14 protein-coding genes and 1 pseudogene are annotated in these 16,016 nt (G+C 33.6%); all 15 read left to right on the forward strand.

The genetic code is table 11. The features are described from left to right. Positions 1-24 precede the first annotated feature (24 nt). The 15 genes and pseudogenes from tssB to ACZ42F_RS06420 all read left to right on the forward strand — a co-directional run bounded on the left by tssB (position 25) and on the right by ACZ42F_RS06420 (position 16,008). The gene (gene tssB, locus ACZ42F_RS06350; RefSeq protein WP_029968885.1) at positions 25-510 is read left to right on the forward strand and encodes a type VI secretion system contractile sheath small subunit; all 486 of its coding nucleotides are present in this window, start codon (positions 25-27) and stop codon (positions 508-510) included. Between the two features lie 80 nt (positions 511-590). Next, positions 591-1,775, forward strand: a complete 1,185-nt coding sequence (gene tssC / locus ACZ42F_RS06355; protein ID WP_464280215.1) for a type VI secretion system contractile sheath large subunit — start codon at positions 591-593, stop codon at positions 1,773-1,775. Next, complete coding sequence (locus tag ACZ42F_RS06360; RefSeq protein WP_464280216.1) at positions 1,709-1,996, forward strand: hypothetical protein; 288 nt, start codon at positions 1,709-1,711, stop codon at positions 1,994-1,996. Before tssC ends, ACZ42F_RS06360 begins: the two co-directional genes overlap by 67 nt. A 21-nt stretch (positions 1,997-2,017) precedes the next feature. Continuing rightward, a complete protein-coding gene (locus tag ACZ42F_RS06365) occupies positions 2,018-2,509 on the forward strand; it encodes an Hcp family type VI secretion system effector (RefSeq protein ID WP_029968883.1) in 492 nt (163 codons plus the stop codon). A gap of 3 nt (positions 2,510-2,512) precedes the next feature. Further along, the gene (gene tssE / locus ACZ42F_RS06370; RefSeq protein ID WP_464280159.1) at positions 2,513-2,923 is read left to right on the forward strand and encodes a type VI secretion system baseplate subunit TssE; all 411 of its coding nucleotides are present in this window, start codon (positions 2,513-2,515) and stop codon (positions 2,921-2,923) included. A 2-nt stretch (positions 2,924-2,925) separates the two neighbouring features. Then, positions 2,926-4,650, forward strand: coding sequence for a type VI secretion system baseplate subunit TssF (tssF, locus tag ACZ42F_RS06375; protein ID WP_464280160.1), 1,725 nt, complete (start codon positions 2,926-2,928; stop codon positions 4,648-4,650). A 181-nt stretch (positions 4,651-4,831) separates the two neighbouring features. Next, a pseudogene (gene tssG / locus ACZ42F_RS06380) lies at positions 4,832-5,611 on the forward strand (type VI secretion system baseplate subunit TssG); the annotation flags it as partial. 13 nt (positions 5,612-5,624) lie between these two features. Beyond that, a complete protein-coding gene (locus ACZ42F_RS06385; RefSeq protein WP_464280161.1) occupies positions 5,625-6,290 on the forward strand; it encodes a Clp protease N-terminal domain-containing protein in 666 nt (221 codons plus the stop codon). An 11-nt stretch (positions 6,291-6,301) separates the two neighbouring features. Continuing rightward, positions 6,302-7,045 (forward strand): AAA family ATPase, encoded by a 744-nt coding sequence (locus ACZ42F_RS06390; protein WP_464280162.1) that lies wholly within the window; start codon positions 6,302-6,304, stop codon positions 7,043-7,045. A gap of 205 nt (positions 7,046-7,250) precedes the next feature. After that, positions 7,251-8,234: an AAA family ATPase gene (locus tag ACZ42F_RS06395; protein ID WP_464280163.1), complete on the forward strand. Its 984-nt coding sequence runs from the start codon at positions 7,251-7,253 to the stop codon at positions 8,232-8,234. A gap of 21 nt (positions 8,235-8,255) precedes the next feature. After that, positions 8,256-9,377, forward strand: coding sequence for a type VI secretion system Vgr family protein (locus ACZ42F_RS06400; protein ID WP_464280164.1), 1,122 nt, complete (start codon positions 8,256-8,258; stop codon positions 9,375-9,377). An 80-nt stretch (positions 9,378-9,457) separates the two neighbouring features. Beyond that, positions 9,458-10,513 carry a phage baseplate assembly protein V gene (locus tag ACZ42F_RS06405; RefSeq protein ID WP_464280217.1) on the forward strand — a complete coding sequence of 352 codons (1,056 nt, stop codon included), beginning with the start codon at positions 9,458-9,460 and terminating at the stop codon, positions 10,511-10,513. Between the two features lie 2 nt (positions 10,514-10,515). After that, on the forward strand, positions 10,516-12,072 hold the full coding sequence (locus tag ACZ42F_RS06410) for a DUF2169 family type VI secretion system accessory protein (protein WP_464280165.1): 1,557 nt from the start codon (positions 10,516-10,518) through the stop codon (positions 12,070-12,072). A gap of 59 nt (positions 12,073-12,131) precedes the next feature. After that, positions 12,132-14,291, forward strand: coding sequence for a pentapeptide repeat-containing protein (locus ACZ42F_RS06415; protein WP_464280166.1), 2,160 nt, complete (start codon positions 12,132-12,134; stop codon positions 14,289-14,291). Next, positions 14,284-16,008, forward strand: coding sequence for a DUF3540 domain-containing protein (locus ACZ42F_RS06420; protein ID WP_464280167.1), 1,725 nt, complete (start codon positions 14,284-14,286; stop codon positions 16,006-16,008). The genes ACZ42F_RS06415 and ACZ42F_RS06420 overlap by 8 nt, the downstream gene beginning before the upstream one ends. Positions 16,009-16,016 lie beyond the last annotated feature (8 nt).

The raw sequence follows: 16,016 nt of genomic DNA on the forward strand, positions 1-16,016 counted from the left end.
ATAAAAAACCAAGAAGGGATTAACATGTCTAAAGAAGCATCTGTTGCACCTAAAGAAAGGGTAAACATAGTTTATAAGCCAGCTACAGGAGACGCCAAAGAAGAAGTGGAGCTTCCTTTAAAAATGATGGTTATGGGAGACTTTACTGGACAAGAAAGTGAAGAACCTTTGGAAAATAGAAAGGCAATCAATGTAGATAAAGACAATTTCGATGAAGTATTGGCAGGAATGAAAGTAAAACTAGATACAGTGGTTAAGAATGAATTAAGTGACGATCCAGATGCAGAAATGAGCTTAAGTTTAGAATTCAAAAGTATTAAGGATTTTGAACCAGATGCTATTGTAGAAAAGGTACCAGAACTAAAGAAGCTAAAAGAGCTTAGAGATGCTCTAAAGGCAGTAAAGGGACCACTGGGTAATATTCCAGAATTCAGGAAAAAAATAACTGAATTAGTAAAGGATAAAGATAAAAGAGACAGGCTATTTAAAGAATTAGGTATAGAAGAATAAGGGGGATAAAATATGTCTACTCAACAACAAAAAGAAGAAAAAAACAAACAACTGAACAAGAAAGCTCTCTTCTAGATGAAATTGTCCAAGCCACTAAATTAAAGCCAGAAGATGAAGGATATGAAGTCACCAAAAAAGGTATAAGCGCTTTTCTGGATGAACTTTTAACCTCCCAAAAAGAAGACTTACGCATCTCTGCTCCTATGGTAGATGAAATGATAGCTCAAATAGACCAAAAAATCAGTAAGCAAATGGATGCTATTTTGCACAATAAAGACTTTCAAAAGCTAGAATCTGCCTGGCGCTCTTTAAAGTTTCTAATAGATAGGATAGATTTTAGAGAAAACATAAAAGTGGAAATCTTAAATGTGACCAAAGAAGAGCTTTTAGAAGATTTTGAAGACTCACCAGAGGTAGTTAAGTCTGGCCTGTATCAAAAAGTATACACTAAAGAATACGGCCAATTTGGGGGTCAACCCTATGGCCTGTTGGTAGGTAATTTTGAATTTAGTCATAATCCCAGGGATATAAAACTACTCCAAAACATTGCCAGCGTAGCAACCATGTCTCATGCTCCCTTTATCGCCGCAGCTAGTCCTGAATTTTTTGGCATCAAAAGTTTTGCAGAGCTTCCTAATCTCAAAGATTTAAAGTCCATCTTTGAAATGCCTCAGTACACTAAGTGGAATGCCTTTAGAGAAAGTGAAGATGCCAGAAATATAGGTCTGACCCTTCCTAGGTTTTTGCTTAGACCTCCTTATAACCCTGAATCTAATCCTACTAAAAACTTTAATTACCACGAAGACGTGTCTGCTGGAGACTCTAATTTTCTCTGGGGCAATACTGCTTTTGCCTTTGCTTCCAGAGTTGCAGATAGTTTTGCCAAATATCGCTGGTGTGCCAATATCATTGGCCCTCAGGGAGGTGGAACTGTAGAAGACCTACCTCTTTATCAATATGAAGCCATGGGAGAGTTACAAACCAAAATTCCCACAGAAGTACTCATCTCTGAAAGAAGGGAGTTTGAACTGGCTGAATTAGGCTTTATAGCTCTTACTATGCGCAAAGGTAGCGACAATGCAGCCTTTTTCTCAGCCAATTCTGTCCAGAAACCCAAAAAGTTTGCCAATACAACCGAGGGCAAGCAGGCAGAACTAAATTACAAGCTGGGCACGCAACTTCCTTTATTGTCAGCAGGCTGGCCCATTATCTCAAGGTTATTCAAAGAGAAAATATTGGCTCCTGGAAAAATAGAGGTGAGTTAGAAACAGAGTTAAACAAGTGGATTAGTCAATACGTATCTGACCAGGACAATCCATCTCCAGGCGTTAGAAGCAGAAGGCCCCTGCGCAAGGCCCATATCCAGGTATCAGATGTAGAGGGAGAACCTGGCTGGTATAGAGTAAGTATGATGGTGCAACCTCACTTTAAGTACATGGGAGCATCTTTTACTCTATCCCTAGTAGGTAAATTGGATAAAGAATAAACTAAAAGGAGGCATTAAATCATGGCTATGACAGGTTATTTGACCTTAGAAGGTAAAAACCAGGGTAAAATTGAAGGTGATTGCACTCAAAAGGGTAGAGAAAAGACTCTCTTAGTCTATGCCATAAAACACGGAGTGGAAATCCCCAGAGATAGTTTAAGTGGACTTCCTACAGGACAGAGAGTGCACAAACCCTTTATCATCACCAAGCATGTAGATCCCAGTTCTCCTCTCCTTTATCAGGCCTGTACCTCTGGAGAGCAAATGAAGACCTGGCAGTTGGACTATTATCGCATCAATGACAAAGGCCAGGAAGAACTCTATTTTCAAGTAAAGCTGGAAAATGCTATTGTAGTGGCAATTGAGCATTATAAGCCCAATACCTTAGACGCTACCCAAAAGGCCCTTCCAGATTTAGAAGACGTAGCCTTTACTTACAGCAAAATTACTTGGTCCCACAAAACTGCCAATAAAGAAGCAGAGGATGATTGGAGAGCTCCTAAAGAAGGTTAAACTATGGCTGAAGAGAGATTGCTGGAGAGAATCTATAATCTGGAAAACCCAGAATCCCAAGTGGGGACAGGTATCTCTCGGGCAATCTCTTCAGTCCTCAATCACTTAAACCTCCTCCTCAACACCCGTAAAGGAAGTGTACTTTTAGACCTTGAATTTGGGATACCTGACTTAACCAATTTTCCCTCAGAAAGCATGGAAACCATGGGGCAAAAAATGGCTACAGAAATTCAACACTTTATAAGCAAATATGAGCCCAGACTAACCAGAGTAAAAATCATTTATGAACCCAATCCCAGGCAAGAATTATCTCTACATTTTCGCCTGGAAGGTTTTTTAAAAGAAAAAGGAAATATCCCCATTACCTTTGAAACCTGGATAGACCCCAACGGACAAGTAAAAATAAGTGAGTAGGTATGCAAGAATATTATCAACGACAACTCTATAATTTAAGAGTACTAGCTAAAGAATTTGCCCAAAAACATCCCACAGCAGCGCCCATGCTAAGTGGTGAATCTGCAGACCCAGATGTGGAAAGACTTCTGGAAGGAGTGGCCTTTTTAACAGCTCTTATTAGAAAAAAAATAGATGACGATTTTCCAGAAATCATTCACAATCTGGCAGCCATAATCTTCCCTCAATTCTTGAAATCTGTACCTGCTACTTCCATTGTCAAATTTTTTCCCAAAACCAGTCTGAGTAGTCCTTTAACCATACCTAAAGGAATTTCTTTAAGCACTCCTCCTATTGAAGAAAAAGGAAGGTGTATTTTTCAAACCTGCTTTGAGACTAAAGTTTACCCCTTAGAAATTGTACAGGTAGAAAAAGAAGATATACCTGGCAACAAAGAAAAAATCACTATTACCCTCAAAAGCAAAATGGACCTAAAGAGCCTCTCCATAGATTATCTGGATTTTTTCTTACACGGAGATTTTATCACCGCAACTGAAATTTTCTTAGCTCTTACCACTAACTTAGAAGATATTGTACTTACCTATCCTCAAGATAATACAAAGGAATATTTAGGAAATAAAAGCCTTTATCCTCTGGGGTTTGATCCTCATAACTCTATTTTACCTCTGTCAGAAAATATTTTCCCAGGATTTACCTTAATTCAAGAATATTTTCTTTTACCTCAAAAATTTCTCTTTTTACGCTTAACAAATTTAAATAATAGATTAAAATCTACAGAGGAAGTTAAGCTATCTTTTATATTTAAAAATAGAAATAGGAATTTAAAACAGGTAGGATTAGATAACTTTGTTTTATATGCAACTCCAGTTATCAATATTTTTGAAAGTGAGTCTGAACCAATTATATTAGAACATACAAAAGAAAAGATAAGAGTGCTTCCAGAAAGACAGGAAGAGTTAGATCCCATAATATATGACATACAGGAGGTATCTGGATATGTAGAAGGAAGTGTGGAAAAAATTGATTATCTTCCCTTTAGCATATTTACCCCTACCAAAGAAAATCAAATTTATTACCAGGTTAGACACTCTCTTTCTCCTGTTAGCAACAAACCAGAAACCTTTTTAAAAATATTTTATCCAGAAAAGTTAAAAGAAATAAAAAAGCAAACCATAACCTGCAAACTACTCTGTACCAATGGAAGTTTAACCGAAAAAATACATTTAGGAGATATATCTGAGCCTACCAGTAATTCTCCAGAAACTGTTGAGTTTAAAAATATAATCCCAGTAACTTCCAGTGTCATGCCTCTTCTCAGTAAGGAAAAACTTTGGGATTTCATTTCTCATATCTCCTTAAATTTACTGTCTCTAGCTAACACCCAGGGTTTGAAGAAAATATTAAAATTTTACAATTTTCAAGAAAGAACAGATAAAGCAAAAGTTTTGGCAAATGACAAAAGAATAGACTCCATTAAAGATATACAGGTAAAAGCTGTAGATAAAATAGTAAAAGGAATAATACTCAGGGGAAGAGAGGTTTTACTAACTCTTAATCAAGAAGAATTTGCCTCTACAGGAGATATGTATCTCTTTTGCTCTGTTCTAAAGGAACTTTTTAGTCAATATACGCACTTAAATTCTTTTATAAAACTAAAAGTAACAGATTTATCTGGAGGAATAAACTTTACATGGCCAACAACCATAGGACGCAGAACTCTGATTTAATAGAGCACCTAATTGAGAAGAGCAGTCAATTTTCTTTTATCCAGGCTTATAGACTACTTTGCCTGATTTTAAAGGAAAAAGGTGTTTCTGAAGTAGAAGAAATCATTAGAATAAGGCCAAAACTTTCTTTAGATTTTCCAGGTACAGATATAGTAAAAATAGAAAAAGGGAAACCAACCATTCCTATCAATTTGATATCACAACTACCTTTCTTGGACTTTATGGAGCCTCTTCTCCTCTTCCTACTTATTATACAGAAATGCTTTTGGAAGAAAAAGAAGAAGATAGGAGTATTACCAGAGATTTTATTGATATCTTAAACAACCCTCTTTACCATCTTTTATTTCAGAGATGGTCTAAGTATGAGTTAGGATATAAGATAATTGAAGAACAAGATACCGCAACTATAGATAGATTATACGCGTTAATTGGTTTAAAAATAGAAGAATTTAGAGAAAAAGTAGAAAATCATACAATATTTTTAAGCTACATTGGGCTTATTTCCCAATTCCCCAGATCTGCTACTTCCTTAGAAATTCTTTTAAAAAAAATCTTAAACCTCCAAGACCTGGAAATTGTCCAGTGTGTTTTTAGATGGGCAAGTATTCCTCAAGAACAATGGCTACACTTGGGCCAATTTAATCATAGCCTGGGAGAAAGCACTTATCTAGGGGAAAAGATACAAGATAGAATGGGAAAATTTGCAATAATAATTGAGATAAAAGAATTAAAAGAGCTCTTACACCTACTTCCCTTTACTGAAAAATATAAACAACTAATACAAATTATAGATTTTTATCTAGATCAGCCTTTGAAATGGGATTTAATAGTGAAGTTGGATTCCACTATAATAAATCCCATTAAACTTGGACAACAAGAAACAGGCTATCTAGGATGGAATACCTGGTTGGGTAAAACTAAAACCAACCAAAGACAGAAAATATGTCTTGCGCAACATTAAAGGAGAAAATCAGATGGTAAGTGTTGATTTAAAAGGCTTAATAGAAAACTTAAATGAAGTATGCACTTCCACCTTGCATGGAGCTGCAGGACTATGTGTATCCAGAACCCACTATGAAATAAGTTTAGAACACTTTATTCTAAAAATTTTAGAAGAATTAGAAGCTGATTGGTTTTTGATCTTAAAACATTTTTCTGTTGATATAGAAAGGCTTAGAAGGCTTGTTGAGCAATCTTTAGAAAATCTAAAAGTCGGCAATACAGGGAAACCTGTTTTTTCTCCTATACTTATAGAACTTTTTGCAGATAGCTGGCTTATATCTTCCATAGATCTTAAAGATGACCAGATTAGGTCTGCTAGTTTGCTGATGGCTCTACTTAAAAGACCTAACTTTTACCTATTAGAAAAATATGGAGAGTTATTAAAAAAAATAAATCTCCAAAATCTAGAAGAAAACTTCTGGAGTATCTTGGAAAATTCTAAAGAAAATCCAGTTAGTAAAACAGAAAAAGGAAAAATTCCTTCTGCCCAAAAGGGAAGTTTTTTAGACCGCTTTTGCATTGATTTTACCCAAAGAGCAAAGGAAGGAAAAATAGACCCTGTGTTTGGAAGAGACAAGGAAATAAGACAAATTATAGATATCCTGGGCAGAAGAAGAAAAACAATCCCATCTGTGTAGGTGAACCTGGAGTGGGTAAAACAGCAGTGGTAGAAGGCCTGGCCTTACGCATTGCCCAACAGGATGTCCCTGATTTTTTAACAGACGTCTCCTTACTAGGATTAGATTTGGGGTTATTAGAAGCTGGCGCAGGCATGAAGGGTGAATTTGAAAACAGATTAAAGGGAGTAATTGACGAAGTAAAGGCCTCGGAAAAGCCCATTATCCTCTTCATAGATGAAGCCCACACTCTAGTAGGGGCAGGAGGCTCTGCAGGCGGAAGTGACGCAGCCAACCTCTTAAAACCAGCCTTAGCCAGAGGAGAATTAAGAACTATCGCAGCTACCACCTGGAGTGAATATAAAAAGTATTTTGAAAAAGATCCTGCCCTTGCTCGAAGGTTTCAACTGGTAAAACTTGATGAGCCAGATGTTTCAACTACCAAGTTAATTTTAAGAGGAATAAAAAAGAATTATGAAAAATCCCACAAAGTAGTTGTTAGAGATGATGCCATTGAAGCCTCTGCTAATTTAGCTCATAAATATATCACTGGCAGGTTTCTCCCAGATAAAGCCATAGACTTGTTAGACACAAGCTGTGCAAGGGTAAGAATAAACCTTACCTCTAAGCCAGCAGAAATAGAAGATAAAGAAAGACAAAAACAAGCCATAGAAAGAGAAATAGAAGCTTTAGACAGAGATGCACAAAACAACATTACTATAGACAAAATACATTATAAAAATTTAAAAAACAAAATAAAAACAATAGAAAAATAGATTAAAGACTTAACATCTAAATGGAAAAAAGAAAAAGAATGTGTAGATAAGCTTCTAAATTTAAGAGAAAAACTATCTCAAAGCACAGGAGAAGACAAAGATAAATTAAAAAAAGAAATGGATAAAATCCATCAAGACCTAAAAAAAAATACAAGCCCAAAAATCCTTTTTACAAATAGAAGTAAATCCTGACGTTGTAGCTCAAGTGGTTTCAGATTGGACAGGTATTCCTTTAGGCAAAATGCTCCAAGACGAGGCCAAACTTTTACTCAGTCTGGAAGAAAAATTAAAAGAGCAAATAAAAGTACAAGATCAAGCCTTAGAAGTCATTGGCAAAGTAATTAAGGCTGGAAAAGCTGGCATTGGCAAGCAGGATAGTCCCATTGGAGTATTCCTCTTGGTAGGACCAAGTGGGGTTGGCAAGACTGAAACTGGACTTTGCCTGGCAGAGATACTTTTTGGCAGTCGCAAACAAGTAGTTACCGTTAATATGAGTGAATTCCAGGAAAGCCATACCGTGAGTAGACTCATTGGCTCCCCTCCAGGTTATGTAGGTTATGGGGAAGGAGGTATGTTGACTGAAGCAGTAAGACAAAAGCCTTATAGCGTAGTCCTCCTGGATGAAGTGGAAAAGGCTCATCCAGATGTTTTAAATCTTTTTTATCAGGTATTTGATAAAGGAGTATTAACAGATGGAGAAGGTAAAGAAATAAGCTTTAAAAATACTATAATTTTTCTAACCAGTAATTTAGCTTCAGATATTATTCAGGAAATGACTTTAGAAGGAGAAGAATATCCACCTCTGGAAACCATTAGTACTGCTATAAGACCAATTCTATCCAAACATTTCAAGCCAGCATTACTAGCTAGAATGAATCTTGTGCCTTACTATAGTCTAAAGAAAGAAGCTCTTAAACTAATCGTAGAACTAAAACTAAACAAATTAGCAAATAACTTAAAGGAAAATAATAAAATAAACTTTAGTTATTCACCTAAAGTTGTTGAAAAAATTACAGATAGATGCACAGAAGTAGAAACCGGGGCAAGAAATATAGAATTTATTTTAAATATGAATATTCTGCCCAAATTATCTCAAGAAATCCTTTCTCATTTAAGTGCAGGCAAAATGCCCTCTAAGGTGTCCTTAGAAACAGATGAAAAAGGAGAATTTCTTTTAAACTTTAGCTAAATTTAATGGAGGTATTTTCGTATGTTCTTTAAAAAAGAAAAATTTAAATTTACTTCTAAGGCAGTAGATGAAGATACATTTTATGTAATCTCCTTTTGGGGTAAAGAAGGTCTATCCCTACTCTATCAATTTGAAATCCATCTAATTTCTGAAAATGAAAATATTAAGCATGAAGATATCATAAAAAATAGAGCCAGGTTCAGCATTATCAGAGAAGATGGCTCTAAGGTAAATTTTAATGGAGTTATATCTTCTTTTGAACAGCTACACCAAGTTGACAAGTATACCTTTTATAAGGCTACTTTAGTTCCAAAGCTTTGGTATTTAACTCTTACTTATCACAACCAGATATTTCTCAACAAAACTCCAATTCAACTTATAGAGGCAATTTTAAAAGATGCAGGTTTATTTAGAAATGATTATGAATTAAAATTACAAAAGAAATATCCAGAATATGAATTTGTATGCCAATATAATGAAACTCATTTTAACTTTTTAAATAGATGGTTAGAAAGAGAAGGAATATACTATTACTTTGATCAAAGTGGAGATGTAGAAAAAATTATATTTACAGACACTAAAATTTCTCACACTGCTCATCCTAATGGTAGCACTTTTTACTATTCTCCTCCCTCAGGTTTAGATCATGAAAAAAGAAACGAAATTATTCAAAGTTTAATCTGTAAATACAATAATATTCCTCAAAGAATTTTGTTAAAAGATTACAACTATATGAAACCATCCCTAGAAATATCTGGCAGTGCCCTGGTAGATAAAGAAGGGATAGGAGAAGTATACTATTATGGTGAGAACTTTTTAACTCCAGAAGAAGGAAATAGACTGGCCAAAATAAGGGCTGAACAAATTCGCTGCACTAAAAAAGAGTTTATCGGCAATAGCACAATTCCTTACTTAGCCCCAGGCTATCTTTTTACTCTAGACAACCATTACCGAGAAGATTTTAATCAGCAATACCTAACAGTAGAGATTAACCATGAAGGAGCCCAAGGAGGTTATCTTATTAGTGGCCTTTCCTCTACTCTCTCTACTCAGGAAAAAAAGTTTTTTACCAAAATAATTTCAAGGCAATTCCTGCTGATATCCAGTTTAGAGCTGAGAAAAAAACGCCTGCCCCTAAAATAGTAGGAACCATAAATGCGAAGATAGATGCAGAAGGTACAGGAGAATACGCTGAACTAGACGATCATGGCAGATATAAAGTAATTCTTCCCTTTGATTTATCAGGCAAAAAAGATGGCAAAGCATCTACCTGGATAAGAATGGCTACGCCTTATGCTGGTTCTAATCATGGAATGCATTTCCCTTTACATAAGGGAACAGAAGTTTTGATTACTTTTGTTGAAGGCAATCCTGATCGCCCAGTAATCGCAGCAGCAGTACCAAATCCAGATACTCCTTCTCAAGTGGTAAATACCGATCAGACCATGAGTAAAATTACTACTGCTGGAGGGAATAAGATTCATATTGAAGACAAGGCTGGAAAACAAAACATTATTTTACACACTCCTACTCAAAATACTTTCATCCGCCTGGGTGCAAAAAAAGATGAAGAGGAAGGACATCAACATAAAAATGGCAAACCAAAAAAATCCTCAGAAGAATCTGATGATGGTTTAAAGGTGTACACTGTAGGGCCCTTTGAAATAAAAGCTGGAGTTAAGAATGAAATAATTGGGGGCAATGTTTCCGAATATATTTTTGGAAGAAAGTCAGATACTATTATTGGAATGGAAAACAAATTGGTAGGAGGAGTACATACGCTGGCAGTAATAGGAACATCTTCAACTACTCATATAGGAGGACACGACACTTATAAATCATGGAAGACTGCCTTAATACCTGCTTATAGTCTTATTTCTAAAGCGTCAGATTACTTACTTGGAACTAACTTAAAAGTGGTTTCAGAAGAAACAGAAGCAGCAGAAATAAAAAACACTATGACAGAAGAGTTAAATATGCTTGCAAATTTGGTCTTAGATTTACAAGAAGAACTTACAACATTGCGCAGTCAAGTTACAAAGCTCGAACAAGAGAACCTAACTTTAACCATGGAAGTTTCTGAATTACAGGGAGATATTAAAACATTAAGTGGTCAACAAGTAAATCTTACATCAATGGCTACAAAAATTGAAGATAATGTAAATGAAATTAGAGATGTACAAAATCAAATTGTAAGCAGCGTAATAAATTTAAGAGAAGAAACTTTAGCCATTAACAACACAGTAGCCAACTTAGCAAATGTGACTTTGATGATATAAACATGAAAATATTAAAAGATAATTCCATATCTCTCTTTATAAAGTCTATAAAGATAAAAGATAAAATCTATTTAGTTTGTTCTAAATTTATACTTTTTGATCTCATAAACCCTAAAAATATTTTAACTGAGCAAGAGCTGTGGCAAAAACTACCTAATACATTAAAGGGCAATTCAATACTTGATATGGGCATACCGAAGCCTCGGGGAGAGCTATTACTTACTGGCAGTTGCTTTAGCCCAAAACAAAAAGCAACACCCGTGTTAGAAGTCAGAGTAAAAGTAGGGAATTTAAATAAGACCTTAACAGTTTTTGGAGACAGGTATTGGAAACCATCTCCCTTGGGCTGGAAAATTTCAGAGCCCAAACCCTTTACGAAGATGCCCATATCCTGGAAAAATGCCTTTGGTGGCAAAAATTATAAAAAAAATCCTCTAGGTAAAGGTATTGATAAGGTATTACTTCCTGATGGAAAAGAAGTAATTCCTCTCCCTAATGTGGAATATCCAAATCAATTGATAGTATCCATAAAAGATAGGCCTGAACCCGCTTCCTTTGGTCCCATCGATATCATGTGGCCTCAAAGATTTAATAAACAAGGGACTTATGATGAAAAATGGTTAAAGGAAAAATGGCCTTACTTTCCAGAGGACATGAATTATGATTTTTTTAACATGGCTTCTGAAGATCAATTTTTAAAGGAATATTTCCAGGGTGATGAAAAAATAACCATCACCAACATGCATCCAGATATACCTGTAATAGAATCTAAACTCCCTGGCCTTAAAATCAGATGCTTTGTTACTAAGATAAAATATTCTAAACAAGACACTTTAGAAGAATTTGTTGAAGTAAAAAACAATATTGATACTCTCTGGCTTTTCCCTGAAATAGAAAAAGGGCTTTTAATTTACAGAGGTCTAACTGAAATCCAAGACGAAGAATTTAGAGATGTAAAATATATTTTTCTAGCCCAAGAGTCTTTACATGAGGAGCCTAAACCTAAATCTCATTATTTAGAAGAACAAAAAAAGAAAATAAATAGAGCTGTTGATATTGACTTATCACCTTTTGAAAATGCTCAAAAAGAAATAGCTAAGACCTTAAAGAAAATTAAGTCTCTTCCCAAAAAGATAGAAAATGCAAAACTAAAAGCAATGGGCAAAGCTCCAAAAATGACTTATACCTTGGATGAAATAGAGGAAAAAAAGATTCAAAGTATTCAACAAACCAGAAAACAAATAGATAAACTTGAACTCTTAGCCCAAAACATGCATACCAAGTGGGGACATTTAGTAAAAATACCTTTAAATGCATTTGATCAACTTAGAGAAAACCTGGATAAAACAGAAAGAAAGATTCACAAAATCTTTTCCTCTATCAAACAACATAAAAAAAACAGCTTAGACCAACTTGAAGCCATTAAAGAAAGTTTGAAAAATAAATATAAAGAATTACCAAAAGAACAGCTCCAGCACCTAGATAAGGAGCTTGACCTGGATCACATCTTAGAAAAAAAGGACCTGATGATCCCTGGCATAAACAGGGTTTTCCTTTAGTTGTATTCTGGAGGAAAAATTTAGAAAAAAACAAGGACGTAAAAAAGATTTTAATCTCAATGGGCTTTGAAAAAGAAACTATTGAAAAGGTCTGGTTGGGATTAAACCAAGAAGAAAGAAAAGAAAATCTAAGCAACTGGAACATAAAAAACAAAAAAGAGATTATTATTCCCAAAGGATTGGTAATCCCCTACTTTCAAGAAGAAAAGTTAATTGGCTTTAAAGTAAGAAGCTCTGATTGGGCCTCTTCTTATGATGAATTTTTGATGCCAGGTTCTCAATTCAGTCCTATTTTTTTACCTGCTGTTGAAAAAGAAAAAGTACCAGTAATTATTATTGAAGACGAACTTGCAGCCTATCTTTTAGAACAAGAAGTAGGAGATGCATGCACTATTTTGGCATTAAAAGATATTGAGGAGATAGATAAACTAGATGACACTATAAAAAAAGCCATTGATGATGCCATGTTACTTATTATCGCTGTACCTAAAAATTATTCTGAGCACAAATTACAGGTCTGGAGGGATAAATATCCAAACATAAAAACATTACCATTTACTATTGGAAATAATTTATTTGAACTACCCAAAAATAATATAGACATTAGAACTTGGGTAATGGAGGTTATGCCAGAAGACTTTGTTAAGAAACACAATATAAATATCAATCTTCCGAAACCAGGAAAACTATCAAAAGATTCTCTCTTAAAAGATTTTAGCTTACCCACTTTAGATATAAAAGGAATTATAAAAAATTTTCAAACTGAATTAAAGGCCTTTCATCAACCTAAGATAAACGATTTAGCATCTAAGAAAACAAAATTGGAACAAGAGATTACAAAAATAAAAAAAGATTTGGAACCAAAATTAAAAAAAATGGGTCTAGAACCAGAAAAGGCATTAAACTCTAAAGTTCCTGAACCTAAAGACTTAGCTCAACAAGGAAAAGAACTCGCTAAAATCATAAAAGAACAAAAAGAACAATTAAGAAGTCACAATAAGCTTACTCCAGAAATAGAAGCTAAACTGAATACAAGTGCAAAACAAGCAAGTCTAATGGGAGAAAATGCTGCTAAACGATATGCTACAGAAGTAGACAAGCTAACTAAAGCAAAAGAAAAAATAGCCAACTTAAAATCAGGTAAAACCATTGAAGAGTTTAAAGACAAATTAAAGACTCAAGGACTAAACCCAGATAGATTAGAACCTCTTACCAGAGAGCAAGTTATTGAAAAATACCAAAAAGATAAAAACCTTAGTCAAACCATGTTAGCTGGCCTAGACTTATCAGGTCTTAACCTTGAAGGAGCGGATTTCACAGAAGCTATATGTTCAAATACTAATTTTACTAATTGCAATCTAACAAAGGTCACGTTTAACAAAACAATTGTAGACAAAGCTATCTTTTCTAGAGCCAACCTAGAGGGCTCAAAAATTAAAAAAAGCATTTTAAAATATACAAATTTTGAAAATACTAGCTTAAAAAAATGTACCATATATATGTCTATCATCTTAGAAACAAATTTTATAAAATCAAATTTCGCAAGTGCCAATATCAAAATGTCTTCCTTACAAAAGGCAAAATTAAAAGATATTAATTTTCATCAAGCAAAATTGAGTATGAATTCCATATCAAAAAGTAATGTCAACAATGCAATTTTCTTGGAAAGTAAAATTTCAAAATGTATATTTCAAGATAATACTCTAGATAATACAAACTTTTCTAATATTTCTTTAGACAATACTATTTTTATAAAATCAAAAGCAAAAAATATTCTATTTATAGACTCTAAACTAGTAAACATGCGTACTGCAAAAGATGCTGACTTTAAAAATTCTAATTTTACTAATTCAATTATTATAAATGGATGCTTTAGAGAAACCAAGCTAAATAGTGCCAATTTTCAAGGAAGTACTATTGAATCAACCATATTTGAAGATTGTAAGTTAAAAGAAAGCAATTTCTTTTATGTTCCAGCTAAAAACAGTAGATTTATAAAGTGTGACCTTGAAAAAGCTAATTTAAGAGGAATAAATCTTTTTCAAGGTTCTCTTAGAAAAACAAGATTAGTTAATACAGATTTAAGGGATTCAAACCTATTTGCAGTTGATTTTTATAAGGCAATCATGGGAAATACTAAGATAAGCAGAGCTAACATAAAGAAAACTTTTCTAGAAGGTAGAATTGATTTATTGCAAGATGGAGAGTTAAGTGACTAAAGAAGAAATCTTAAAAGCAATAAAGAATAACGACACTATTTCCAATGTTAACCTTACTAACATTGATCTATCCCATACAGATTTAACAGGAGGGAGATTTGAAAACGTATCTTTTAAAGGGGCAAACTTAAAAAGAGCAAACATTCAAAAAACAGGGTTTAAAAACTGTGATTTTACGGGTGCATGCTTGGATGAAATTGAGCTTAACAGAGTCATTTTATCCAACCTTATTTTCAAAGAAACGAGTTTAAAAAATGTCAAATTTCATATGTGCGTAATGAATGAAATTAATTTTTCTCTGGCCAATTTTTCAAATGCAGTTCTTTCTTGGTCCTCATTTTCTCAATCAAATTTTGAAAAGGCATGTTTTGAAAATTCAATTTTAGAAAAAATAATTTTAAACAAAACTAATTTAACAGCAGCTAACTTTAATAATGCAAAACTCACTAAAGTCACTTTCAACGATGCAAAATTAAAAAATACTATTTTTAAAGGAGTTAACTTTTTAAAGATACTTTTTAATAAATGTGATCTCGAAGAATATGATTTTAGCAATGTTAAATTTATTCAAGTAAATGCTAGCGAATCAAATTTAAAAAAAGCAAACTTCAATAGAGCAGAGATATCCTTTTCCTACTTTTACAAAACTAATTTAGAAGAGGCAAATTTAAAGGAAGTAATAGGCGAAAATACTATGTTTATGGAGGCTAATCTAAAAAAAGCAAACATAACTAACTCATCCTTTGCTAAATCATTTTTTGGAAAAGCTAACTTGAGAGAAGCCAATTTCACTAATTCTAATTTAAAAAATTGTGTTTTCTCCAAATCTTCATGTATAACAACCATATTTAAGTATGCAGACTGCTCTTACTCTGACTTTTCTTTTGCCAATTTAACTGGTGCTGACTTTACTCAAGCAAATTTATTTATGGCCAATCTATATAAAACAATTGAAGAACACACTATTTGGGATGGAACAAACAAAAAAAATATTACAAAAAATAGACAAAGATTTAGAAGAGGCAGAAAATTGGCAACCCAATATTATTTAGAGGAGAATTCTATGAAAAACATTGCTAAAAAACTAGACCTTGACCAGCCATGGCTAGAATATGGAAATATTGTTGCGTTTAAAAACCAACAATGGATTGTAAAAACTAATAATGGAGAAATACAAACTAAGAAATCTATAAGTTGCTTAATCAAACCAGAAATAGGAGATAAAGTATTAATATCTATAGATAGTCAAGGAGAAAGTTTTATCTTGTCTGTATTAGATAGAGCAAAAGAAAACAAAGACATAAATCTAAATTTTCAAGGCAATGTAAATATTGAATCTAGATCCGGCAAAATAAATTTAATTGCTAAAAACGATATATCCCTAGCAAGTCAGAACAATTTGACCCTGGCTTTAAATATTTTTTTTATTTCTTCTCATAAAGGAGATATAAATATTCAAAGTCTCGCATTTACTGGTAAAAAAATTAAAGCAAGCCTAAAAAAAATAAAAATGGTATGCATTTCTGTAGAACAAGTAATTGAAAGATTAACCCAAAAACTTATAAACTCCTTTAAATTTGTAAAAGAACATAATGAAGTACAGTCAAATTCATCTAGATACTTGGTAGAAGAGACACTTATTATGCACTCAAAAAATGCAACTCATATGTCTGAAGAAATTATTACCATAAATGGAGAACAAGTACATTTAGGTTAAAAAAGGAG

It is taken from the genome of Desulfonauticus autotrophicus (assembly GCF_055381725.1).

What these genes read in the sequence shown, in the direction of transcription:
- tssB (WP_029968885.1), top strand. Translation starts at nt 25, where the DNA reads ATGTCTAAAGAAGCATCTGTTGCACCTAAAGAAAGGGTAAACATAGTT.
- ACZ42F_RS06365 (WP_029968883.1), top strand. Translation starts at nt 2,018, where the DNA reads ATGGCTATGACAGGTTATTTGACCTTAGAAGGTAAAAACCAGGGTAAA.
- tssE (WP_464280159.1), top strand. Translation starts at nt 2,513, where the DNA reads ATGGCTGAAGAGAGATTGCTGGAGAGAATCTATAATCTGGAAAACCCA.
- tssF (WP_464280160.1), top strand. Translation starts at nt 2,926, where the DNA reads ATGCAAGAATATTATCAACGACAACTCTATAATTTAAGAGTACTAGCT.
- ACZ42F_RS06385 (WP_464280161.1), top strand. Translation starts at nt 5,625, where the DNA reads ATGGTAAGTGTTGATTTAAAAGGCTTAATAGAAAACTTAAATGAAGTA.
- ACZ42F_RS06400 (WP_464280164.1), top strand. Translation starts at nt 8,256, where the DNA reads ATGTTCTTTAAAAAAGAAAAATTTAAATTTACTTCTAAGGCAGTAGAT.
- ACZ42F_RS06410 (WP_464280165.1), top strand. Translation starts at nt 10,516, where the DNA reads ATGAAAATATTAAAAGATAATTCCATATCTCTCTTTATAAAGTCTATA.
- ACZ42F_RS06415 (WP_464280166.1), top strand. Translation starts at nt 12,132, where the DNA reads ATGGGCTTTGAAAAAGAAACTATTGAAAAGGTCTGGTTGGGATTAAAC.